Raw genomic sequence first — 22,263 nt, forward strand, 5'->3', positions numbered from 1 at the left:
CCTCCTGGGTGTTCTCGCGAGCGCGCCTCGTGGTCACGGCCACCGACGATCCTAGCCCTCGCGCCCTCTCCCGGTCCCGACGACGGTTCCCTCTCCTTCGCCGCCCCCATAGAATGAACAAACGTTCATTCATAGGAGGACGGATGCCGAGAACCCCCGAACAGCATCGGGCCATGAGGGCCGCCACCCGGGAGCGGGTGCGCACGGCCGCGATCCGACTCTTCTGCCACCGCGGATACGCCGGGGTGGACATGCGCGCCATCGCCGCCGAGGCCGGGATCAGCACCGGCTCGATCTACCGCCACTTCGCCACCAAGGACGAGCTCTACGACGACCTGGTCGCCGAGGCCGCCACCGGCCTGCGGGCCCTGGCCCGGAGCTTCACCGACACCGACCTGGTCGTGGAACCCCTGCGCGGGTTCGTCGAGGTGTTCCTGTCCGACCTGTCCCGGGACACCGGAGCCGTGGAGTTCTACCTGCTGATGAACCAAGTCTTCGCCTCCGGCGTCGAGGCCGGGCCGGAGCGGGGCGCGGCCGTGGAGGATCTGCTGCGGGCCCACCGCGAGGTGACCGGGGCGGTCGTGACGTTGATCGAACGCGGCCGGGGCCGGGGTCTGACCCGACCCGCGCCCGCCGCGGAACTGGCCACCTGCTTCTTCGCCACCCTCGGCGGGCTGGCCATGACCCGCTCGGCCCTGGGCGAGGCCTTCGTCGCCCCTTCCGTCGCCACCGTGACGGGGACCCTGCTGGTCGAGGAGACGACGGTATGAGCGAGACGACGAGGATCCGGGTCGTACGCGGCGACGAACTGGGCGAGGAGGGGAGCGCGTGGATCGCCCGCCTGTACGTGGAGGGATTCGGCGACGACCTGGCCTTCTTCTCCAAGGACCCCGAACGGTTGACGGCCGCCCTCGAGCACGCCCTGGTGGCGCGCCACGCCCACGTGGCGCTGGTCGACGGCGAACCGGCGGCCCTGGCCTTCCTGGTCCAGGGGGAGCGACTCTGCTTCGAGCACAACGCCGCCGAGCTGCGCCGCCACCTGGGGTGGTACAAGGGCACCATCGCCGACCTGGTGTTCCGCTCCCAGTTCCAGAAGGTGATGCCCGACGCCGGGCCGGGCATCGGCGAGATCGCCTTCGTGGCCTCGGCCCGACGCTTCCGGGGACGCGGCGCGGCCAAGGCCGTGCTGGAGCACATCCTGACCCTGCCCGGCTATCGCGAGTTCCGGCTGGAGGACATCTCCGACGTCAACGAGTCCGCTCTGGGCCTCTACGAGCGGGTGGGTTTTCACGAGTACCGCCGAAGGCGGGTCCGGCACACCCGGTGGAGCGGTATCAACGCCTACGTGTCGATGCGGCTCGTCCGAGAGTGAGGACCCGCCCTCGGGTCAGGAGGTGACGGCGACCTGGCCCCGGTCGGTGGCGACCGGCCCCGCGCCTCCGGGGCGGATGTCGTCGTGGAAGATCTCGGTGGGCAGGTACAGGGCGCAGCAGGCGTTGGGCACGTCGACCACGCCGCCGATCCGCCCCTCGACCGGCGAGGTGCCCAGGATCAGGTAGGCCTGCTCGTCGGTGTACCCCCACTTCTTGAGGTAGGAGATGGCGTTGAGGCAGGCGTTGCGGTAGGCCTCGGTGGCGTCCAGGTACAGGTTGGTGTCGTCGCGGTGGTCCACCGAGATGCCGATGAAGGTGAGGAACTCCGAGTACAGCGGGGCGACCCGGCCCGGTTGGAAGACGGGGTTGCGATGGACGCCGTAGGTGTCCATCCCGCCCTTGATGAGGTCGACGCGCAGGTCGATGAAGCCGCCCATCTCGATGGCGCCGCAGAAGTTGATCTCGCCGTCGCCCTGACTGAAGTGCAGGTCGCCCACGGACAGCAGCGCTCCGGGGACGTGCACGGGGTAGAAGATCCGGGAGCCCCGGGTGAAGTTCTTGATGTCGTGGTTGCCGCCGTTCTCCCGGGGCGGGACGGTGCGGGCCCCGGATTCGGCGATGCGCGCCAGCAGGTCGCCGTCGGCGTTGCCGGCCAGGGCGCCCCGGGCCAGGGGCGGTAGGGCCAGCGGCGGCACCCGTTCGGGGTCGGTGGCGATGAGGGCCCGCTCGCGCCGGTTCCAGCTGTCGAGCAACTCGTGCGAGGGCGCCACGCCCATCAGGCCGGGGTGGGTGATGCCGGTGTACTCGACCCCGGGTACGTGGCGGGAGGTGGCGGCCTGGCCGTGGAAGTCCCAGATGGCCTTGTAGGCGTCGGGGTAGTAGTCGGTCAGGAAGCCGCCGCCGTTGACCTTGGCGAAGATGCCGCTGTAGCCCCAGCCCTGGCCGCAGACGGGTCCGCGTTCTCCGGGGATGGGGCCCAGGTCGAGGATGTCGACGATCAGCAGGTCGCCGGGCTCGGCCCCTTCGACGCGGAAGGGGCCGCTGAGCATGTGGCAGCGGTCCAGGTCGACGTCGCGGACGTCGTCGGCGGAGTCGTTGTCGCCGATCTGGCCGTCGGTCCATTCGCGGCTCTCGACGCGGAACTCCTGTCCCGGGCGTACGGTGGCCGCCGCCGGGACCTCGGGGTGGAAGCGGTTGTGTCCGGGGACCGCCTGCTGGGCCATGGTCTTGGACGGATCGTGGCTGAAGATGACCTCGGGCATGGTGTGGCTCCTGGTGGTGTCCGTTCGAGCGTGGCCGGTGATGAACGTCGAGCTCAGGCCCGGGGCAGTAGGGCGTGACGGGGGTCGGTGAAGGACGTGGGGGCGGGATCGGGCGCCGGGCGGGTGACGACGGCGGGCCGGTCCGTGCTCTGTTCGGCGGCCTCCATCACCCGGCCTCGGGCCGCGGGGACGGCGCGCACCATCGGTGCGGTGAAGGCACGGCGGGCGCTCCGGCCGCAGGAGCAGTCCGTCTCTCGCGGCGCTCGCCCCATGGGGGCGTCCAGGTCGGTCTCGTGGCGGTCCGGACAGCGGTAGAGGTAGGTGACCATGATCACTCCTTCCAAATGAAAATAAGCCAGTTGGAAGTAAGTGGCAAGGGTCACCCCCGGCGACACCGGAGACGGATGTGACCGAACACCGTCACAGCCGGGCGAGGATCTCGAAACCCAACCCGTCGGCCCTGGCCATGTACACGCGCTGATGGATATGGCCCGACCTCAACCGCATCGGCCCGCGCGGACCGTCGTAGCCCACCGAATCGGCCACCCTCGACAACCGCTCGGGCCGGGCCGTGCCCGCGCGCCGCACCAGCGCCTCCAACGCCATCAGCCCCTCGTAACAGGACTCGGCCATGTTGTTCAGCGGAGGCGCCTCCGGGCCGTGCATGGCGGCGTAGGCGCCCGACAGCTCCAACGCCGACTCGGTCGGCAACGACCGGAAGTAGGCGGCGGCCACGAACAGATCCTCGGTACTGTCCGCCCCGCTGCCCAACAGCATGTTCTCCTCCATCAACGGGGTCAGCCGACGGACCCGGGACTGCAGGTCGGCCTCGGCGAAGGCCCGATTGAAGGCCACCGCGTCCTGACCCACCAACAGCATCAGGACGGTGTCGGCGCCACTGACGCGCACGCGCTCCAACACCCCGCCGAAGTCCTCCGCGCCCAGCTCGACGAAGGCCTCCCCCACCACCCGCATCCCCAAATCGTGGGCGTAGCCACGACAGGAACGGGCCGTACTGCGCGGCCACACGTAGTCGTCACCGACCACGAACAGATCCCGCGCCCCCTGCTCATCACGCATCCAACGCATGGCCGGAGCGACCTGATCGGGCGGGGTCTCCCCCGAACAGAACACCCCCGTCGCGCTCTCCCCTCCCTCGTAGAGCGAGGTGTAGACGTAGGGCACGTGCCCGCCCACCACCGGCACCAGATGCTGTCGCACCCGCGAGATGTGCCAACCGGTCACCGCGTGGATCCGCCCGGCCCCGACCAACGCCCCCACGTCGGCGGCCACCTCCGACGCCGGACGGCCCCCGTCGATCACCACCGGCCGCACCCGACGCCCCAACAGACCCCCCTCGGCGTTGATCCGGGCCAGCGCGGTCTCGGTGACCGCCTCACAAGAGGGCCCGAAGATGCCCGCCGAACCCCGCAACGGGATCACGACCCCCACCGGAAAGTCCTCACCGCGGGGTCTCGGGTCGTGTTCGGGACAATGACACGGCATGGCGCCCCCTCGGCTCACGCCACCGGTCCACGTCACCGAGCGTCACCACCGGTTTCGGGCGTGCTAGATTCACCACCGAGTAAGAATGTTCTCGAACGAACATGTTCTGGGCAAGGCTCGGCGCGAGCCCCGGAGTGGCGCTCTCGACCGGACCCGAGATGTGGGATCGATGAGCGAAACGAACGTCGGGAACGCCCTGCACCCCCTCCTGCTGCGCAAGGTCGTCGCCGCGCTGGACACCGCCGCCGCCGACCTGGTCGGCGCGCACGACCTGACCGCCGACCGCTGGCGGATGCTGGAGGTCCTGGTCCTGGCCGGGCCGATGTCCATGGCCCGCCTGTCCGAGGAACTGAGCCTGGCCGGCGCCACCGCCACCCGGGTCGCGGACCGCCTGGTGGGCGACGCCCTCGCCTACCGCGACGTCGACCCCGACGACCGGCGCCGCGTGGTCCTGCGCGCCGCCGAACGCGGACGCGCCCTGCACGCCGAACTCTCCCCCGAGGTCACCCGAGCCCAGGAGCACGTCCTGGCCGGACTGGGCGAGGCCGAACGCGCGGGCCTGGCCCGGCTGGCGCACGCCCTGGCCGGCGCCCCGCCCCTCACCTGAACCCCTCCCCCACCACGGCGAAGGGCCCGACCGGGCCGGTCCATGACCGGCCACGATCGGGCCCTCGACCACTACGGCGGGGTCAGCCGCGTCCTCCGGAGGCCGCCTCGGCGCCCTCCTCGGGAACCTCCACCCAGGAGCCGCCCACCTCGGCCTCGGGCTCCGAGACCGAGGCGTGGCCGCGCTCCAGCGCCGACCCCTCGACGTCGATGTCGGGCAGGATCCGCTCCAGCCATCGGGGCAGCCACCAGGCGGCGTCCCCGGCCAGGTGCATCACGGCCGGGATCAGCAGCATCCGCACCACGAACGCGTCGATGAGGACACCGAAGGCCAGCGCGAAGCCCACCGAGCTGATCATCATCATCTCGGAGAAGACGAACCCGCCGAACACCGAGATCATGATGATCGCGGCGGCGGTGACCACCGCGCGACCGGCACGGAAGCCCCGCACCACCGCGAGCCGGGCCGGGGTGCCGTGCACGTAGGCCTCGCGCATACCCGTACCGATGAAGAGCATGTAGTCCATGGCCAGACCGAACAGGATGCCCACCAACAGCGTGGGCAGGAAGTTCAGCACCGGCCCCGGGTTCTCCAGACCGATGAGCCCGCCGAGCCAACCCCACTGGTAGACGGCGACCACCCCGCCCAGCGCGGCGAAGTAGGACAGGATGAACCCGAGCGTGGCCACCACCGGCACGAAGATCGACCGGAACACCAGCAGCAGGATCACCAGGGACAGGCCCACCACCACCGACAGATAGGTCGGCAGCGCGTCCGAGAGCGTCTCGGAGATGTCGATGTTGCCGCTGGCCATACCCGCCACGCCCAAGGGCGCGGTGCCGTGGATCGGCTCCATGCCGCGCAGGGTGTGCACCAGCTCCTCGGTGGACTCGCTGGAGGGCCCGTCGACCGGGATCACCTGGAAGATGGCCAGCGTCCCGTTCTCCGACACCCCGATCGGCGCCACCGCGGCCACGTCGCCCAGGATCGAGATCGCGTGCGCCACCTCGTACTGGTAACGCTCGGCGTTGGCCTCGGCCGACTCCTCGTCCGGGCCGCCCGGCAGATCGGCGGTGACCAGCAGGGGCCCGTTCTGTCCGTCGCCGAAGTTCTCCGCGATGGCGGTGTAGGCCCGGTACTGGGTGGAGTCGACCGGCTGCGAGGAACCGTCGGGCATCCCCGTGCGCAGGTCCAGGGCGGGCAGGGCGATGACGCCCAACAGGACGATCGCCACGGCCGCCCGGCCCAGCGCGCCGAGGTTGGACATCGGCGCGGCCCCGCCACCGTGCCTGGCGCCGGCGGCGGCCTTACCGTCGCCGTTCTCGCCCGACAGACGGCCGCGCTCACGCCGCGACAGGATCTTGACCCCCACCAGGGAGAGCAGGGCGGGCACCAGGGTGACCGCGATCAGGACGGCCACGGTGATGGCGATCGCGCCGATACTGCCCATCAGCCCCAGGAAACCGATCCCGGTCAGGTTCAGTCCCAGCAGGGCGATGAGGACGGTGGCGCCGGCGAAGACCACGGCGTTACCGGCCGTACCGTTGGCCAGCCCGATGGACTCGGCCGGGTCGACGCCCTCCTTGAGCTGGCGACGGTGCCGGTTGATGATGAACAGCGCGTAGTCGATACCGACCGCCAGGCCCAGCATCAGACCCAGGATCGGGGTGACGGTGGCGATCTCCAGAACCCCAGACAGCGACATCGCGATCAGGGTGGCGATACCGACACCGATCAGCGCGGTCAGGATGGGCAGCCCGGCGCCGATGAGGGTGCCGAGCATGACCACCAGCACGATCCCGGCGACGACCACACCGATCACCTCGGCCTTGCTGACCAGGCCGGGCAGTTCCATGGAGATGTCGTCGGCGAAGTCGATGCTGGTGCCGGGGACCGGGTCGTCGGCGAACACCGAGATGACGGCGTCGCGGGTCTGCTGGGAGACCTCCTCCTGGCTGTCGGTGAAGGCGACGGTCACCAGGGCGGTGGACTCGTCCTCGGAGACCATGACGATGCCCGAGGACATCTCCAACAGGGCCTCACCGCGTTCGAGACGCTCCTCCTCGGAGTCGAGGGTCTCGGCCACCTGGTCGAGTACCCCGGCGGCCTCGGCCTCGGCCTTGCCCTCCTCGAATTGCGCGCGCCCGTCGGCGAGGAGTTCACGCTGTTCGTCGCGTTCCTCCTCGGTCGCGAAGGGGTCGACGACGTCCTGGACGCCCTCGACCTCGGCGGCGCGTTCGACGCGGTCGGCGATCTCCTCACGCTGGGTCTGGGTGAGGGCCTCTCCGTCCTCGCTCTGGTAGACGACGGTGCCCATACCGCCGCCCATACCGGAGAACTCGTCCTTGAGACGTTGGTTCACCTGGTCGGTGGGGGTCCCGGGGATGGAGAAGCTGTCCTCCAACTCTCCCGAGAAGAGGGCGAAGGCGGCGCCGGCGGCCAACATGAGCGCCAACCAGAGCGCGATGACGGTTCCGGCGCGGCGTGCCGAGGCACGCCCGAGTCTGTAGAGGAGTTCAGCCATGGTTTCCCGCAGAGGAAGAGGAGGTGGGCAGGTCGAGGATTCGGGTGACTCAAGGGGTGTCGGAGCCGACGGCCAGGGCGCCGAACCCGTCGCGGTAGGTGTGGATCATGCGGCTCAACAGCCGATCCCAGAGAAGGCGCGACTCGGCGGTGTCCACACCGCCGGTGGCCTCCTCCCAATGACGGACCACGGCCAGGGCCCCGCCCACCAGCGCGCCGCACATCAGGTCGACCTCCAAGGGGTCGGCCCGGGGATGGTGGCGCAGGGTGGTGATCGCGATCCGGGTGCCCAGGTCGGTGATGGTGCGTTCCAACAGCACCGCCCGACGCGGGTCGGTCCTTCCCCCTCCCGAGTCGAAGAGCCTCGTGAGCTCTCGGATCGGGGTGACCAGGTCGGTGGCGCGCAGAGCGGCCGCCACCCGGTCGAACATCGCGGTCTCGGTGTCCCCTTCGCCGGCCGAGGCGGCCAGGTTGGCGTCGACGTTGTCCAGGACCACTCCGAGCATGCGCCCGAACACCTCGACGATGATGTCGTCGACCGTCTTGAAGTGGTTGAACACCGTCCGACGGGAGACGTCGGCGCGTTCGGCGAGACGGTCCACGGTGAAGTCGGTGCCGCCGATCTCCAGGATCAGCTCCCAGGCCGCGTCGATGATGGCGCGCCGATGCCGTGCCTTGAGGGCCTCACGCCGATCGGGCGCGGAGGAACGGTGCCGAGATGCCATATGTCCAGACTAGAGAGGTTGGTGCACTGAGTGCAACGACGCACTGAGTGCACCCGATCACAACGATCGTGCTCCCCCTCTCACCCGAACGTCACCGACCCCTCCCCCGAGACACCCCGACCGCTTCCACCTGGGCGGGTAGTGTGTCCCAGGACCCCGACGGGGAGGCACCGCCGCCCCGCACCACGAGAACGGCCCCTCCTCCAAGGCCCCGCAAGGGCGGGTTGTGGGAACACCACAGACCACCCCGACCTCCAGGCCCGAACGGAACCGTCTCCATCGGGGTCCGAGCGCTCCACCGCGTCCGAGGCGGGACCCTTTTTGGTCATTTCCCACAAGCCAACCCCCTCAAGATGCGTTGGGTGCGGCATGGCGCACGGGGTCCACAGGCGAGAAGGTGGATACTGCCGGGGCCGTCGTGTCGCCGCGTGCACATCATTGGTCTTACGAGAAGGGCTCATTCGGGTGTTCAGTCGTGTCGCCATCGTGAACCGTGGTGAGGCCGCCATGCGGCTCATCCACGCAGTCCGGGACATCGCCGCCGAGAGCGGAACACCGATCGAGACCGTCGCACTGCACACCGACGTCGACCGCACGGCCGCGTTCGTGCGCGAGGCCGACCTGGCCTACGATCTCGGTCCCGCCTCCGCCCGCCCCTACCTGAACCTGGAGACGCTCGAGCGCGCCCTGGTCGAGACCGGGGCCGACGCCGCCTGGGTCGGTTGGGGCTTCGTCGCCGAGGACCCCGCCTTCGCCGACATGTGCGAACGCATCGGGGTCACCTTCGTCGGCCCCAGCGGCGAGGCCATGCGCAAACTCGGCGACAAGATCGGCGCCAAACTCATCGCCGAGGAGGTCGGCGTCCCCGTCGCCCCCTGGAGCCGCGGCGCCGTCGAGAACCTGGACGCCGCCCTCGAGGCCGGTGAGAAGATCGGCTACCCGCTGATGCTCAAGGCCACCGCCGGCGGCGGCGGACGCGGCATCCGCGTCATCAACAACGGCGAAGAACTCGCCGACGCCTACGAACGCACCAGCCAGGAGGCCCAGCGCGCCTTCGGCAGCGGCGTCGTCTTCCTCGAGCGCCTGGTCACCGGCGCCCGCCACGTCGAGGTCCAGGTCATCGCCGACGGCCAGGGCACCGCCTGGGCCCTGGGCGTACGCGACTGCTCGGTCCAACGACGCAACCAGAAGGTCATCGAGGAGTCCGCCTCCCCCCTCCTGGACGCCGAACAGACCGACGAGCTCAAGACCTCCGCCGAACGCCTGGCCATCGCCGTGGGCTACCGCGGCGCCGCCACCGTCGAATTCCTCTACCACCCCGGCGAGCGACTCTTCGCCTTCCTGGAGGTCAACACCCGACTCCAGGTCGAACACCCCATCACCGAATCCACCACCGGATTCGACCTGGTCCGCGCCCAACTGCACGTGGCCGCCGGCGGCCGCCTGGAGGGCGAACCCCCCGCCGAACGCGGACACGCCGTCGAGGCCCGCCTCAACGCCGAGGACCCCGACCGCGACTTCGCCCCCTCCCCCGGCCGCATCGCCCGCCTGGACCTGCCCGCCGGCCCCGGCATCCGCGTCGACACCGGTGTCGCCGAAGGCGACACCATCCCCGCCGACTTCGACTCGATGATCGCCAAGATCATCGCCTACGGCCGCGACCGCGACCAGGCCATGGCCCGCCTGCGCCGCGCCATGCGCGAGACCACCGTCATCATCGAGGGCGGCGCCACCAACAAGAGCTTCGTCCTGGACCTGCTGGACCAGCCCGAGGTCATCGACGCCACCGCCGACACCGGCTGGATCGACCGGGTCCGCGCCGAAGGCGGCCTGGTCTCGCACCGCCACTCCGCCGTGGCCCTGACCGCCGCCGCCATCGAGGCCTACGAAGAGGAGGAACGCGTCGAACTCGACCGTCTCCTCTCCACCGCCTTCGGCGGCCGCCCCCAGGTCCAGCACGAGAGCGGCCGCCCCCTGGACCTCAAACTCCGCGGCGTCGGCTACCGCGTACGCGTGGCCCGCGTGGGCGCCCACCGCTTCCGCGTCGGCCTCGAAGCCGGAGAGACCACCCGCACCGCCGACGTCGAACTCGAACGCTTCGACGACCACAGCGGCCGGATCACCGTCAACGGCACCCGCTACCACCTGCTCATCGGCACCCACGGCCCCGTCCACCTGGTCGAGATCGACGGCGTCGCCCACCGGGTCAGCCTGGACGAGGGCGGCGTACTGCGCTCGCCCACGCCCGCCCTGGTCGTGGCCACCCCGCTGGAGGTCGGCGCCGAGGTCGAGGCCGGAGCCCCCGTCCTGGTGCTGGAGAGCATGAAGATGGAGACGGTGCTGCGCGCACCCTTCAAGGCACGTCTGAAGGAATGCGCCGTCACCGTGGGAGCCCAGGTCGAGACCGGCGCCCCCCTGCTGCGCCTGGAGCCCATCGCCGACGGCGACGAGGAGACCGCACAGAGCACCGAGCCGGTCGAACTCGACCTGCCCGAACAGCCTTCCGACGTACCCCTGCCCACCCGCGTCGAACGCGGCGGCGAGGACCTGCGCAGCCTCCTGCTGGGCTTCGACACCGACCCGAACGACGAACGCCGCCTGCTCCAGGACCACCTGGCCGCCCGCGCCGACGTCATCCGGTCCGGCCACAGCCCACTGGCCCACGAGCTCCCGCTCATCGAGGTCTTCGCCGACCTGGCCGAACTCAGCCGCAACCGGCCCGCCGGAGCCGACGACGTCGACGGCACCGTGCACAGCCCCCGCGAATACCTGCACACCTACCTCCAGAGCCTGGACGTGGAGCGCGCCGGACTGCCCGCCTCCTTCCAGAACAAGCTCTCCCAGGCCCTGGCCCACTACGGCGTCACCGACCTGGAGCGCACCCCCGCCCTGGAGTCCGCGCTCTTCCGTATCTTCCTGGCCCAGCAGCGCGCCGCCACCGACGTCACCATCGTCACCACCCTGCTGCGCTCCTGGCTGGAGGAGGCCCCGCCCTCCGCCGAACTGCGCGAACCCGCCGGCCTGGCCCTGGAACGCCTCGTGGCCGCCACCCAGGTCCGCTTCCCCGCCGTCGCCGACCTGGCGCGCGGCGTGGTCTTCGCCTGGTTCGGCCAGCCCCTGCTGCGCCGCAACCGCGCCCGCGTCTACGCCGAGGTACGCCGCCACCTGCGCCACCTGGACGAGCACCCCGACGCACCCGACCGCGCCGAGCGCATCGCCTCGATGGTGCGCACCACCGAACCGCTCGTCCGCGTCCTGGGCCAGCGCCTGGTCCGCTCCGACCTGGACAACTCGGTGATGCTCGAGGTCCTGACCCGCCGCTACTACGGCAACAAGGGCCTGACCGACGTACGCACCGTCGACTCCGCCGGCTGCTCCTACGTGGTCGCCGAACGTCGCGGCTCGCGCCTGATCTCCACCGCCGTGGCCTTCGAACGCCTGGGCGAGGCCCTGCGCGGCCTGGCCGACCTGACCGAGGGCTCCGCCGACGTCGACGCCGACATCTACCTGTCCTGGGAAAAGCAGCCCGAGGACTTCGACGCCATGGCCGACGCGCTGCACCAGGCGCTCGCCCTGCTGCCCACCCCCGAACGGGTCCGCCGCCTGACCACCACCGTCGCCGGCCGCGACGGCGCGGTCATGCACCACCACTTCACCTTCCACCCCACCGCCCAGGGGATGGTCGAGGACCGTCTCATCCGCGGCCTGCACCCCTACATCGCCGAGCGCATGCAGATGCAGCGGTGGAACCGCTTCGACCTGACCCGCCTGCCGTCCCTGGACGAAGAGGTCAACCTGTTCCGGGCCGTGGCTCAGGACAACCCCTCCGACGACCGTCTGGTGGCCTTCGCCCAGATCCGCGACCTCACCGAACTGCGCGACCAGGAGGGCAGGCTCATCTCCCTGCCCACCGCCGAGAACACCATCGCCACCTGCCTGGACTCCATCCGTCGAGCCCTGTCCGGACGGCCCGCGCGCAAGCGTTTCAACACCAACCGGATCGTGCTCTACGTCTGGCCGCCCATCGACATCACCCGCGAGGAACTCAAGGCGATCGGGCGACGCGTCCTGCCCACCGTCGCCGGCACCGGCCTGGAGGAGCTCCTCTTCATCGGCCGACAGCGCGACACTGAGACGGGCGAGCTGACCAAGACCGCCGTACGCGTCACCTTCGACGCCACCGGCGCCCCGGGCCTGACCATCGAGGCCCCCTCCACCGAGCCGGTCGAGCCCATCGACGACTACCGGCAGAAGGTGCTGCGCGCCAGTGCCCGCAACACCGTCTACCCCTACGAGCTCGTCGACCTGCTCGGCGACTTCGCCGAATACGACCTGGACGAGAACCACGCCCTGGTCCCGGTCCGCCGCCCCAAGGGCCGCAACGGCGCCGCCATCGTCGCCGGCGTGGTCACCACCACCACCGAACTCCACCCCGAGGGCCTGTCCCGCGTGGTGCTGCTGGGCGACCCCACCAAGTCGCTGGGCGCGCTCTCCGAAGGCGAATGCCGCCGCGTCATCGCCGCCCTGGACCTGGCCGAACGGATGGAGGTGCCACTGGAGTGGTACGCCCTGTCCGCCGGCGCCCGCATCTCCATGGAATCGGGCACCGAGAACATGGACTGGGTGGCCGCCGCCCTCAAGCGCATCGTGGAGTTCACCCAGGACGGCGGCGAGATCAACATCGTCGTCGCCGGTATCAACGTCGGCGCCCAGCCGTACTGGAACGCCGAGGCGACGATGCTCATGCACACCAAGGGCATCCTGGTGATGACCCCCGACTCGGCGATGGTGCTCACCGGCAAGCAGTCCCTGGACTTCTCCGGCGGCGTCTCGGCCGAGGACAACCACGGCATCGGCGGCCACGACCGGGTCATGGGCCCCAACGGCCAGGCCCAGTACTGGGCCCCCGACCTGCTCACCGCCCGCGACATCCTCATGTCGCACTACGACCACACCTACATCGCCCCGGGCGAGAGCGCGCCCCGACGGGCCGCCACCGCAGACCCGATCGACCGCGACATCTCCGACTACCCGCACGTGGTCGAGGGCAGCGACTTCACCACCGTCGGCGAGATCTTCTCCGTCGAGGCCAATCCCGACCGCAAGAAGCCCTTCGACATCCGCACCGTGATGAAGGCCCTGGCCGACCAGGACCACCCGGTCCTGGAACGCTGGGCCGGCATGGCCGACGCCGACACCGCCGCGGTCCAGGACGTGCACCTGGGCGGCATCCCCGTCTGCCTGGTCGGTATCGAATCGCGTTCGGTGCCCCGGCGCGGCTTCCCGCCGGCCGACGGCCCCGACACCTACACCGCCGGAACCCTGTTCCCGCAGTCGTCGAAGAAGGTCGCCCGCGCCATCAACACCGCCAGCGGCAACCGCCCGCTCGTGGTCCTGGCCAACCTGTCCGGCTTCGACGGATCACCCGAATCCCTGCGCAAGCTCCAGCTGGAGTACGGCGCCGAGATCGGCCGCGCGATCGTCAACTTCCAGGGCCCGATCGTGTTCTGCGTGATCTCGCGCTACCACGGCGGCGCGTTCGTGGTCTTCTCCAAGGCCCTGAACCCGAACATGACCGTCCTGGCCCTGGAGGGCTCCTTCGCCTCCGTGCTGGGCGGCGCCCCGGCCGCCGCCGTGGTCTTCTCCGGCGAGGTGAACGCCCGCACCGCCGCCGACCCGCGCGTCAAGGAACTCGAGGGCCGCGTCTCGGCCGCCTCGGGCGCCGAACGCGCCGCCGCCTCGGCCGAACTCGACGACGTACGCTCCTCGGTGCGCGCCGAGAAGCTGGGCGAGGTCGCCGCCGAGTTCGACGCCGTCCACAGCATCCGCCGCGCCGTCGAGGTCGGCTCGGTGGACGCGGTCATCGAAGCCGCCCAGATGCGTCCGCGCATCATCCAGGCCATCGAGAACCACGGCGACAAGTAGCCCGAACACGACGAAGGCCCGCCGAGCGATGCTCGGCGGGCCTTCTCACGCTTTGAGCGGGCCGGCACGGCGGTCGCCTCACGGCGGATGGCACAACAGGGCTCCTGCCACCTTGCGGTGCGGTATTCCCTGAAGGCTTTGTGTAGAGCCCGGGGGACACTTTCTACCGCGCCGACCCGCACCGTGTAACGACCCTCCCCCCGGGGCTATTCCGGGCCCATCCGATTTTTCTTCGCGCTCTTTCGCCCACCTGAGGAGACCGCCCCCGAATCCCCTCCCGAAACCCCCACACGGCCCGCCCGGACCTGGCACTGTTACCCCAGGTGACCGACACCGGACCGAAGGTGTCCACGCGCGGACGATCCGCGCCACCGACCGACCCCCGGCCCCGAACGGGACCGGGAACCGACCTGGAAAGAGGCGACGTGGTGGTGGAATTGCGAGGGACCGAGGTCCCACCGGAAGAGGACGACACCGCGCTGACCGGCATCGTCTCCTCGGCGATGCTCATGCACGCGGTCTCGGCGCTGGTCGGCCTGGGCGTGATCGACGCCCTCGCCGACGGCCCCCTCACCCTCACCGACCTGGCCCGCCGACTCCAAGTGGAGGAGGACCGTCTGCTCATCGTCGTGCGCCCCGCCACCGTCGCCGGACTGCTCCGCGAGAACGGACCCGATCTGTTCACCCTGAGCCCCTCGGGAGAACGGTTGCGCGCCGACGACCCCTCCGGGTTGCGCGACCTGTTCCACATGTGCACCTACGGCGACTTCCTCCAGGCCTGGACCCACCTGGAAGAGGCGATACGCACCGGCCGCACCGCCTTCGAACTCCACACCGGCCGAGAACTCTTCGGCTACCTCGGCGACAACCGCGAGGAGGCGACCATCTTCCACCGGGCCATGAACGCCTCCGCCCCCGTCCCCGCCCTCCTGGAACGCGCCGACCTACCCCACGAAGGGACCGTGGCCGACCTCGGCGGCGGCGAGGGCGCCGCCCTGGCCACCATCCTGCGCGCACGCCCCCACCTCGAAGGGATCCTCTTCGACCTGCCCGAGGTCGTGGAGGGCGCCGCCCCACTCCTGCGCGCCGAAGACGTCGACCGACGCTGCACCATCGTGGGCGGCAGCTTCTTCGACCGGGTCCCCCCGGGCGCGGACGTCTACCTCATGACCCGCGTGATGCAGAACTGGTCCGACGCCGACGCGCTCCGGATCCTGCGCAACGTCCGCGAGGCCATGCACGACACCTCACGGCTGCTCATCACCGGCCACCTCCCCGAACGCGAACGCCCCAGCCGCTACCTGGAGGCCATGAGCCTGAGCATGTTCGTCCTGTACGGGGCGCCCCTGCGCACCTCCGAACGCTACGAGGAACTCTTTCACCGGGCCGGACTCACCCTGCGAGCCGTACACCGCGTCCCCGAAGGGGAATCGATCATGGACGTACGCCGCGCGCCCTGACCCCCGTGAGACGACGAAGTGGGGCGCCGACCCGGCCGGCACCCCACTCGGTCAGGACACCTCGGCGTCCTCATAGGTCCCGTCCGGCCGCAACGGCCTCAGGACCAGATGCCCTTGACGCGGATGGAAACAGGACGCCTCCCCGCGCAGCCGGGGCAGCACCGGCATCAGCACGTGATAGCAGCACACCGAGGAGGCCACGTCCAACACCTCCGGGCTACTGAGCAGAAAGGGCAGCTCGGCGCGCAGATAGTCCATCCCCGCCCGGAACCGGGCCCCCTCCGGATCCTCGACCGGACCCAGCACATGCCGGACGTGATCCTCACAGGCGGCCCGCAACAGCGGATTCTGCTCGATCTCCCGATCGATCCTCCGCGAGGCCGTACGGTAGCCGGGCAACTCGGCGATCTCCGACAACGCCACCGTACTGACCCGGGCCGGCACGTCCCCGGCCGACTCCACCGCCCGACGGATACGACGCCGCACGTCCCGCAACGCACGATGGGTCCGCCGGGCCGCGTGCTCGGCATCCATCCCCGAGGCGCGGAACGCCGACTCCACGTGCAGATCGGCGTAGAGGACGTCCACCGAGGCGAAACGCCGCCCCGTCCAGTCCAACAGTTGAGCGATCCGATACTGGCTGAAGTAGCCGTTACCGACGCTCACCCCGACCAGGGCGTGCTCGCCCTTCTCCACCAGACGCTCACAATTGGTGGTGAAGGGCCGCGCCTCGAACACCGCCCCCTCCCCGCCGACCTCGAAATCAGGCTGAGATGGCACCGGGCTCCTCCACAACGGCCGCCAGACGATCGCACAGATCGTCCAACAGGACATCGAGCTCCCGATCGGTCATCGCACCGCACATGACGTCGTCCATGCTCGCCCGCAGATCGGCCAACGCCGGACTCTCCTCGCCCCCGAGCCCGTCCCGCAAGGCCAGCACCCGACGCGCCGCGTCCAGACAGCGCAACGGACCGTACGAGGGCGGCTCCTGAAGCAGCCCGCGGCCACTACTGAGCAGGTAGGCGGCGAGCAACAAGAGCTCCTCGCGCATGTGGCGGTCGTCAGTTGCCCCAGCACTCATGGCTGATCACCTCGTTACGATCACGTCGGGGAGCGGCTTCGAGCGGACGGGCCGGATGGCCGATCGACACCAACAGCAGCGGCTCCAGATGTTCGGGCAACCCCAGGAACCTGCGCACCGGCGCCTTGCGGAAACTGGCCGAAGGACAGCCCCCCAACCCCAGGGCGTGCGCCGCGAGCAGCAGGTTCTCCACCGCCATCGCCACGCACAACATGCCCTCGTCCCAGGCCCCGCCACCGCCCACCGCGCGAGAACGGTCGAAACAGGCCGCCACCACCAGGGGAGGGCGTTCGATGATGCCCGGAGAGAAGGCGTGCACCATCCGCAACGTCCGCGTCCGACGGACCATCACGAAACCCCACGCCTGCTTATTGGAGGCCGAGGGGGCCGCCACCATCGCATCCGCCAGATGCTCCAGGGTCTCGTCGTCCACCGGTCTGTCGCTGAAGGACCGTACGACCCTTCTCGAGGTCAAGACCCGCAACATGTGCGGGTTCGGGCCGTCGTCCCGGTGTCCCGGTTCCGCGACCTCCACAGCGAGACCCACTCTCCGTGTCGAGTAAAATACCGAGTGCAATATAGCGTGGACGGCGTACCACCGGACCGACATTCACAGCTTCCGGTAGCCATCGGATGAAGGACTTCACCGAAAGGTCGTCAACACCCGTGTCGAGCCCTCTCTCCCCCACACCCGTCAACGATTCCGCGCTGCGCCTCTTCGAACTCATCACCACCAGCTGGGTCTCGGCCGCCGTCGGCGCCGCCGCCGAACTCGGCATCGCCGACGCCATGTCCGAGACCCCCACCCCCGTGGACCAGATCGCCAAACGCGTCGGCGCCGACACCGACGCCCTGGACCGCCTCCTACGCGCCTGCGCCGACCTGGACCTGGTCGCCGAGACCTCCACCGGCGTCTTCACCCTCACCGAACTCGGCGCCGCCCTGCGCACCGACTCCCCCCACTCCATGCGCGGCTACGCCCGCTGGCTGAACTCCCCCGCCGAACGCTCCACCATGGGCCACCTCGCCGAGGCCGTCCGCACCGGCGGCCCCGTCTTCGAAGCCGTCCACGGCGTCCCCGTCTGGACCTACATGGGCGAACACCCCGAGAGCGCCGCCCTGTTCGACCAGGGCATGACCGACATCTCCGCCCAGCTCACCCGCACCCTGAGCCGGGAGTACGACTTCGGCGACAGCCGACTCCTCATCGACATCGGCGGCGGCAAGGGCCGCCTCATCTCCCTACTCCTGGAGACCCACCCCCACCTGCGGGGCGTGCTCTACGACCGCCCCGAGGTCGTCGACGACGTCGACCCCGCCCTCACCACCGGCGCACTCGCCGAACGCTGCCGCGTCGAGGGCGGCGACTTCCTCACCTCCGTCCCCACCGGAGGCGACACCTACCTGCTCGCCAGCGTCATCCACAACTGGAACGACGAGGACTCCACCCGGATCCTCACCCACTGCCGCCACGCCATGGCCCCCCAAGGCCGCGTCCTACTCGCCGAGATCCTCATGCCCGAGGAACCCGCAGCGGCCCGGACCGCCAAGTTCATGGACCTGAGCATGCTCGTCCACTGCGACGGCAGGCAGCGCACCCGCGCCGAGTTCACCGCACTCCTCGACCGCTCCGGCCTGCGCCTGAACCGGATCGTGCCCTGTAGCGGAGTGAGCGTCGTCGAGGCCGTGGCCGCCTGAGACACCGAAGAACGCACGGCGCGGGCCCCACCGGGGACCCGCGCCGCACGTGAACCGGGAGGGATCAGCAGCCGGTGCTGCTGGTGATGGTGGTGTTGCCGTAGTAACGGATCGCCACCCCGTTGAGCACCGCGCGGACCACGGTGCCGTTGACACGCTGCTCGTAGTGCAGGTGCGGACCGGTCGAACCACCGGTGCTGCCCACCTTGCCGATCACGGTCCCGGTGCTCACCCGGGTGCCCACCGACACCGACTGCGAGTTCAGGTGCGCGTAGAGGGTCGTGACACCACTGCCGTGGTCGACGATGATGTACTTGCCATAGCTGGTGTTACCCCGATCGGCGACCGTGGTCACGGTACCGGCCGCACTGGAGCGCACGTTCTGGTTCAGCGCGTTGGAACGCTGGAAGTCCACCGCGAGCTGCGGGTTGTGGTTGGAACGGGTGTTGGCGTTCCAGGTCTGACCACAGTCGAAGGGTGTACGCAGGTTGATCGCGGCGACCGCCTGCTCGCTCGCCACGGCGTTCACCGGGACCAGCACGGCCGTGAACAGGGCCGCGGCCAGGAGGATGCCCAGACGCCTGAACAGGCCTCCGGAACGGGGGATCTTCATAGGGGGTCCTTTCCTCGCGGAAACGGGGGTGCGAGAACTACGCAGGCTCGATACCCACATGAACGACCACGATCACGAAAGACGCCCACTTTTCTTTTCTCCTTCGCCTTCCCGCCGATAATCGGACGAGATCCCCGACCGCGCAGGCGAACACGGTCCCCCGGGAAACACCGGACCACCTGCGAGGAACCACCCTCCCGACATCTAAGCCCCCTTCTCCATTATCAAGAACGAATCACCCGAACAACCCCCTTACCCACCACCATCCGACCATTTCCGGAACACGGAACTCCATCCTCAGGACTTCCCCCGACAGAGAACACGAACGCGCCCGCCCGAACGACCGGAACACCCCGGACACACGAAGCGGGCCCCGACCCGAAGACCGGAGCCCGCCTCGAAGATGAGAACGTCAGGGGGCCGGCGTGGTCTCCACGACCTCGTCCGGACACTCCGCCGCCACCGCGTTGAGCGCCTCACGCTCGACCTCGTCCACCGACAGACCCCACCGGGTCTTCACCGTGGTCCACTCGGTCACATAGCGGCAGTGCGCGTCGGCCGACGGCGGCATCCACTCCGACGGATCCTTGTCGGCCTTGGACCGGTTGGAGGCGGCGCTGACCGCCACCAACGCGACCGGCTCGTCCAGATCGTTGGCGTAGGCCTGACGACGCTGCGTACTCCACTCCGAAGCACCCGAATCCCAGGCCTCGGCCAACGGGACCATGTGGTCGATGTCCAACCCACGGGCGTCGTCGAAGGTGCGATCGTCGTAGTAGGAGTACCACTCACCGCCGGTCAGACGGCAACGCTCACCCTGCTCGGGGGCCACGACCGCCTCCTCCAAAAGCACCTCCGCCCGGGTGTTGCAGCCGTCGCGGTCGGCGTCGATCCAGTGCGGGAAGAGGCTTCGGTCATAGCCATCACGGGACTCCTCGGCCACCTCCAAGGCCTCGATCGCATCGGCCAGAGGGACGGGGGCGGCATAGGCGGGGGACGGGGCCAACAGAAGTGCGGCGGCGAACGGGAGAACGGCGAGGGCGGCCGAACGTCGGCTCATGCGGGGTGGCCTTTCCATGGACATCACTGAAAGTGATGATCCAGGCCCCGCAGTACACGGAGCAACCCGACACCCCGACGACCGAGACCGGTCTGAAAGCCAAGGCCGACAGCGAGAACAGGACATTCAGCGCAACAAAGATCAAGCGCTATTCCGGCCCCGTCCGTTACCCTGAGTGGATGATCGTCCGGAACGCCACCGGCCTCGACGGACCCGCCATCAGCGATCTCATGGTCCGCGCGGCCCCGCACTTCGACACCAAGTGCTACCCGGACCAGCTACTACCACCCGGAATGACCGTCCTCGTCGCGATGGAGAACGGACGCGTGGTCGGCTGGCTCGAAGGCGTGCTCGACTGGGACTACACCGAACCCGGAGCACCCACTCCCCCACCCCACGGATACATCCTCGCGGTCGTCGTCGACCCCGAATCACGCAGACGAGGCATCGGACGCGCCCTACTGGACCTGTTCGTCGCCGAGGCCCGCGAGGCCGACGTCCGCTGGGTCTACCTGATCCCCGAAGGAGGCGAAGGGACCGCCGGACGACTGGCGTTCTTCCACGCCGCCGGCTTCACCGAACTCCCGCCCACCGACGACCCACTGCCGCCCATGGGCCGCTGGACCGACGTCGAGGCCATGGCCCACCACTAGAGGGCGACAAAGGGCGGGCACCCGCGGCCCGCCCCGGAAACCCCTAGCCCGCGGCCACCTGGGCGATGAGCTGAGCCTGGATCCGCAGATCGTTACGGACGATCCACCGCACGAAACGATCGGCGATACGACCCCGCCAGGCACTGTGGACACCCTTGCGCAGATACAGCCTCGCATGACCCCCGACCGGCTCGATCACGATCTCGAACACGCGGTGAGGATCCTCGTTCCCCTCAAAGGCATGACTCCAGGTGACCGCACGCCCCGGAACGGAGTGCGTGATCCACTCCCGCTCCCTCCTGCCGTCATCACGGGTCAACTCCACCGAACCATCGCCGAGAAGCCGCGAGGACACCGCACCCCGATCCCACTCGCCCCGACGCTCCACCGACCCCACCAGCGCCCAGAGCCGCTCGGCCGACACCGGCACCTCCGACTCATAGACGTCATACTTCCACCCCTTACCCCGCGACCCCACCGCGAGGTCACCCTCGCCCCAAGGCGAAAGCGAGCCCTCCCGATCGGCGATCGGCTCATCCAGCGCCCCACGAACCCGATCGGTGTCCACGCCCAGGCGGTCCAACAGCCGCCGGATCCGCCCGCCCTCATCGTCGATCAACGCGGCGAGCAACGCCTGATCACCACCGGCCACCGGGCACTCGTCCACCAGCTCACGCAGCCGCGGCGCCAACGGCAACAGCCCCGCCGTGATCACCTCCGGCCTCCCCTCCGCCGCGGCCGAAGGCACATCGACCCCCAACAGCGCCAGATCCTCACCCAGAAGCCCGGCGATCGCCGCACGCGCCTCGACCAGCCCCACACCGGCGTCCATGAGCAGCCGGGCCGCCGGACCACCGTTGACCAGCAACCCCAGGAACAGATGCTCGAAGCCGACATCGGGATGGCCCGTGCGCACGGCCTCGTTGCCTCCCGCCCCCTCGATCACCGTGCGGTCGTATCCCCTGCCACGAGCGGCGGGCTCGGCGGACACGTTCGTCATCACTGACCTCTCCCAGTAGGGGCGATGTGACTCAGTCGTTTCGCGTACTTCTTGTGGACGGCCTGCCGGGTCACCCCGAGCGCGGCGGCGATGGAGGACCAGGACTCACCCGAACGCAGCGCCTCCTCCACCTGGCGCAACTCCAGAGCGTCGACCAACGCGCGCAGCGAGGCCACGGCGCGCAGGCCGTCCATGGGCGTCGAGGTGTCCGACGCGGCCGCCGCGAGTTGAACAGCATCCATGCCGTCAACCTAGGTTGCACACCATCGCCATGTCAACCCAGGTTGCTACAAGCGAGGGAAACATCCCCCGTTCCCATGACCACATACGGCCGAAGACCCCCACCACGTCTGATCCCACCCCACCCGGGGAATGCCCTCCACCGACCCTCCACGAAGCGACGAGCCATTCCCTCCCTTTCGAGCCACGAGAGAATCCGTGCCACCCGAAATCGCTCTCATTCTCTGGACCGAGAAGAACACCGCCTCCACCCCGGACCATGACGAACTCGACATTCCCCACGAAGTCGACCACGCCTTATCAGAAGCCCCCGGAGAACACCCGGAACCCCTCCCAAGAACCACCCCGGAATACACGACGGAGCCCCCCTCACACCCCCGAGTCGACGACCGACCCCTGAACGAAACCCCGGGCCTCACCCTCGACCACACCACCGAGCGGCACACCGACGACCCCCTCGCCGAACTGAGATCGCTCCACCCCCACCTGCTCACCCCGGAGCAGAAGGAACTGCTGTGGTCGGAATCGGCCACC

19 protein-coding genes are annotated in these 22,263 nt (G+C 69.6%); 7 read left to right on the top strand and 12 right to left on the bottom strand.

Annotation, left to right across the window (positions count from 1 at the left end; genetic code table 11):
• The first annotated feature begins 143 nt into the window (after window positions 1-143).
• Together TR33_RS05315 and TR33_RS05320 are read left to right on the top strand one after the other, a co-directional pair.
• Window positions 144-770, top strand: a complete 627-nt coding sequence (locus TR33_RS05315; RefSeq protein ID WP_084570202.1) for a TetR/AcrR family transcriptional regulator — start codon at window positions 144-146, stop codon at window positions 768-770.
• Window positions 767-1,372, top strand: coding sequence for a GNAT family N-acetyltransferase (locus tag TR33_RS05320; RefSeq protein WP_042281801.1), 606 nt, complete (start codon window positions 767-769; stop codon window positions 1,370-1,372). The genes TR33_RS05315 and TR33_RS05320 overlap by 4 nt, the downstream gene beginning before the upstream one ends.
• A gap of 15 nt (window positions 1,373-1,387) precedes the next feature.
• On the opposite strand, the gene fmdA is transcribed toward TR33_RS05320, so the two are convergent.
• From fmdA to TR33_RS05335, 3 genes are all read right to left on the bottom strand, one after another.
• Window positions 1,388-2,635, bottom strand: a complete 1,248-nt coding sequence (gene fmdA, locus TR33_RS05325) for a formamidase (protein WP_017534696.1) — start codon at window positions 2,633-2,635, stop codon at window positions 1,388-1,390.
• Between the two features lie 53 nt (window positions 2,636-2,688).
• Window positions 2,689-2,964: a regulatory protein, FmdB family gene (locus TR33_RS05330; protein ID WP_026125023.1), complete on the bottom strand. Its 276-nt coding sequence runs from the start codon at window positions 2,962-2,964 to the stop codon at window positions 2,689-2,691.
• A 91-nt stretch (window positions 2,965-3,055) separates the two neighbouring features.
• The gene (locus TR33_RS05335; RefSeq protein ID WP_042281803.1) at window positions 3,056-4,087 is read right to left on the bottom strand and encodes a substrate-binding domain-containing protein; all 1,032 of its coding nucleotides are present in this window, start codon (window positions 4,085-4,087) and stop codon (window positions 3,056-3,058) included.
• A 223-nt stretch (window positions 4,088-4,310) separates the two neighbouring features.
• Between TR33_RS05335 and TR33_RS05340 the strand changes: the two genes are divergently transcribed.
• On the top strand, window positions 4,311-4,748 hold the full coding sequence (locus TR33_RS05340) for a MarR family winged helix-turn-helix transcriptional regulator (protein WP_017534693.1): 438 nt from the start codon (window positions 4,311-4,313) through the stop codon (window positions 4,746-4,748).
• 82 nt (window positions 4,749-4,830) lie between these two features.
• Here the strand turns inward: TR33_RS05340 and TR33_RS05345 are convergent, their stop codons facing one another.
• Both TR33_RS05345 and TR33_RS05350 read right to left on the bottom strand, forming a co-directional pair.
• A complete protein-coding gene (locus TR33_RS05345; RefSeq protein ID WP_042281805.1) occupies window positions 4,831-7,272 on the bottom strand; it encodes an MMPL family transporter in 2,442 nt (813 codons plus the stop codon).
• Window positions 7,273-7,321: 49 nt separating this feature from the next.
• The gene (locus TR33_RS05350) at window positions 7,322-7,996 is read right to left on the bottom strand and encodes a TetR/AcrR family transcriptional regulator (RefSeq protein ID WP_017534691.1); all 675 of its coding nucleotides are present in this window, start codon (window positions 7,994-7,996) and stop codon (window positions 7,322-7,324) included.
• 465 nt (window positions 7,997-8,461) lie between these two features.
• Here TR33_RS05350 and TR33_RS05355 point away from each other — a divergent pair, with 465 nt between their 5' ends.
• Complete coding sequence (locus TR33_RS05355; RefSeq protein WP_042281808.1) at window positions 8,462-13,921, top strand: ATP-binding protein; 5,460 nt, start codon at window positions 8,462-8,464, stop codon at window positions 13,919-13,921.
• A 323-nt stretch (window positions 13,922-14,244) separates the two neighbouring features.
• Entirely contained in the window at window positions 14,245-15,381 is a 1,137-nt protein-coding gene (locus TR33_RS05360) for a methyltransferase (protein ID WP_042281809.1), read from the top strand.
• Between the two features lie 51 nt (window positions 15,382-15,432).
• Here the strand turns inward: TR33_RS05360 and TR33_RS05365 are convergent, their stop codons facing one another.
• From TR33_RS05365 to TR33_RS05375, 3 genes are read right to left on the bottom strand one after another with little or no spacing between them, the layout of a single operon-like run.
• Complete coding sequence (locus TR33_RS05365) at window positions 15,433-16,161, bottom strand: tRNA-dependent cyclodipeptide synthase (protein ID WP_017534688.1); 729 nt, start codon at window positions 16,159-16,161, stop codon at window positions 15,433-15,435.
• On the bottom strand, window positions 16,145-16,435 hold the full coding sequence (locus TR33_RS05370) for a DUF6092 family protein (RefSeq protein ID WP_017534687.1): 291 nt from the start codon (window positions 16,433-16,435) through the stop codon (window positions 16,145-16,147). The genes TR33_RS05365 and TR33_RS05370 overlap by 17 nt, the downstream gene beginning before the upstream one ends.
• A gap of 10 nt (window positions 16,436-16,445) precedes the next feature.
• Window positions 16,446-16,952 (bottom strand): nitroreductase family protein, encoded by a 507-nt coding sequence (locus TR33_RS05375; RefSeq protein WP_042281961.1) that lies wholly within the window; start codon window positions 16,950-16,952, stop codon window positions 16,446-16,448.
• A gap of 146 nt (window positions 16,953-17,098) precedes the next feature.
• On the opposite strand from TR33_RS05375, the gene TR33_RS05380 reads away from it, so the two are divergent.
• Window positions 17,099-18,163 carry a methyltransferase gene (locus TR33_RS05380; protein WP_017534685.1) on the top strand — a complete coding sequence of 355 codons (1,065 nt, stop codon included), beginning with the start codon at window positions 17,099-17,101 and terminating at the stop codon, window positions 18,161-18,163.
• A gap of 64 nt (window positions 18,164-18,227) precedes the next feature.
• Here the strand turns inward: TR33_RS05380 and TR33_RS05385 are convergent, their stop codons facing one another.
• Together TR33_RS05385 and TR33_RS05390 are read right to left on the bottom strand one after the other, a co-directional pair.
• On the bottom strand, window positions 18,228-18,776 hold the full coding sequence (locus tag TR33_RS05385; RefSeq protein ID WP_042281810.1) for a M23 family metallopeptidase: 549 nt from the start codon (window positions 18,774-18,776) through the stop codon (window positions 18,228-18,230).
• Window positions 18,777-19,188: 412 nt separating this feature from the next.
• Window positions 19,189-19,836: an HNH endonuclease family protein gene (locus TR33_RS05390; protein WP_042281813.1), complete on the bottom strand. Its 648-nt coding sequence runs from the start codon at window positions 19,834-19,836 to the stop codon at window positions 19,189-19,191.
• A gap of 35 nt (window positions 19,837-19,871) precedes the next feature.
• On the opposite strand from TR33_RS05390, the gene TR33_RS05395 reads away from it, so the two are divergent.
• The gene (locus TR33_RS05395; RefSeq protein ID WP_234305755.1) at window positions 19,872-20,489 is read left to right on the top strand and encodes a GNAT family N-acetyltransferase; all 618 of its coding nucleotides are present in this window, start codon (window positions 19,872-19,874) and stop codon (window positions 20,487-20,489) included.
• Window positions 20,490-20,532: 43 nt separating this feature from the next.
• Here the strand turns inward: TR33_RS05395 and TR33_RS05400 are convergent, their stop codons facing one another.
• Together TR33_RS05400 and TR33_RS05405 are read right to left on the bottom strand one after the other, a co-directional pair.
• Window positions 20,533-21,489, bottom strand: coding sequence for a Clp protease N-terminal domain-containing protein (locus TR33_RS05400; protein WP_042281815.1), 957 nt, complete (start codon window positions 21,487-21,489; stop codon window positions 20,533-20,535).
• Window positions 21,489-21,731 (bottom strand): hypothetical protein, encoded by a 243-nt coding sequence (locus TR33_RS05405; RefSeq protein ID WP_014909727.1) that lies wholly within the window; start codon window positions 21,729-21,731, stop codon window positions 21,489-21,491. The genes TR33_RS05400 and TR33_RS05405 overlap by 1 nt, the downstream gene beginning before the upstream one ends.
• Window positions 21,732-22,263: the final 532 nt, after the last annotated feature.

The organism is Nocardiopsis alba, from assembly GCF_000710955.1.
GTDB classification, from domain to species: domain Bacteria; phylum Actinomycetota; class Actinomycetes; order Streptosporangiales; family Streptosporangiaceae; genus Nocardiopsis; species Nocardiopsis alba.

Excerpts from the sequence above, each read along its gene's own strand:
- TR33_RS05390 (WP_042281813.1), bottom strand. The coding sequence starts at position 19,836 with ATGAGCCGACGTTCGGCCGCCCTCGCCGTTCTCCCGTTCGCCGCCGCA.
- TR33_RS05350 (WP_017534691.1), bottom strand. The coding sequence starts at position 7,996 with ATGGCATCTCGGCACCGTTCCTCCGCGCCCGATCGGCGTGAGGCCCTC.
- TR33_RS05375 (WP_042281961.1), bottom strand. The coding sequence starts at position 16,952 with ATGTTGCGGGTCTTGACCTCGAGAAGGGTCGTACGGTCCTTCAGCGAC.
- TR33_RS05405 (WP_014909727.1), bottom strand. The coding sequence starts at position 21,731 with ATGGATGCTGTTCAACTCGCGGCGGCCGCGTCGGACACCTCGACGCCC.
- TR33_RS05340 (WP_017534693.1), top strand. The coding sequence starts at position 4,311 with ATGAGCGAAACGAACGTCGGGAACGCCCTGCACCCCCTCCTGCTGCGC.
- TR33_RS05345 (WP_042281805.1), bottom strand. The coding sequence starts at position 7,272 with ATGGCTGAACTCCTCTACAGACTCGGGCGTGCCTCGGCACGCCGCGCC.
- TR33_RS05330 (WP_026125023.1), bottom strand. The coding sequence starts at position 2,964 with ATGGTCACCTACCTCTACCGCTGTCCGGACCGCCACGAGACCGACCTG.
- TR33_RS05370 (WP_017534687.1), bottom strand. The coding sequence starts at position 16,435 with ATGCGCGAGGAGCTCTTGTTGCTCGCCGCCTACCTGCTCAGTAGTGGC.
- TR33_RS05380 (WP_017534685.1), top strand. The coding sequence starts at position 17,099 with ATGAAGGACTTCACCGAAAGGTCGTCAACACCCGTGTCGAGCCCTCTC.
- TR33_RS05400 (WP_042281815.1), bottom strand. The coding sequence starts at position 21,489 with ATGACGAACGTGTCCGCCGAGCCCGCCGCTCGTGGCAGGGGATACGAC.
- TR33_RS05395 (WP_234305755.1), top strand. The coding sequence starts at position 19,872 with ATGATCCAGGCCCCGCAGTACACGGAGCAACCCGACACCCCGACGACC.
- fmdA (WP_017534696.1), bottom strand. The coding sequence starts at position 2,635 with ATGCCCGAGGTCATCTTCAGCCACGATCCGTCCAAGACCATGGCCCAG.
- TR33_RS05315 (WP_084570202.1), top strand. The coding sequence starts at position 144 with ATGCCGAGAACCCCCGAACAGCATCGGGCCATGAGGGCCGCCACCCGG.
- TR33_RS05320 (WP_042281801.1), top strand. The coding sequence starts at position 767 with ATGAGCGAGACGACGAGGATCCGGGTCGTACGCGGCGACGAACTGGGC.
- TR33_RS05385 (WP_042281810.1), bottom strand. The coding sequence starts at position 18,776 with ATGAAGATCCCCCGTTCCGGAGGCCTGTTCAGGCGTCTGGGCATCCTC.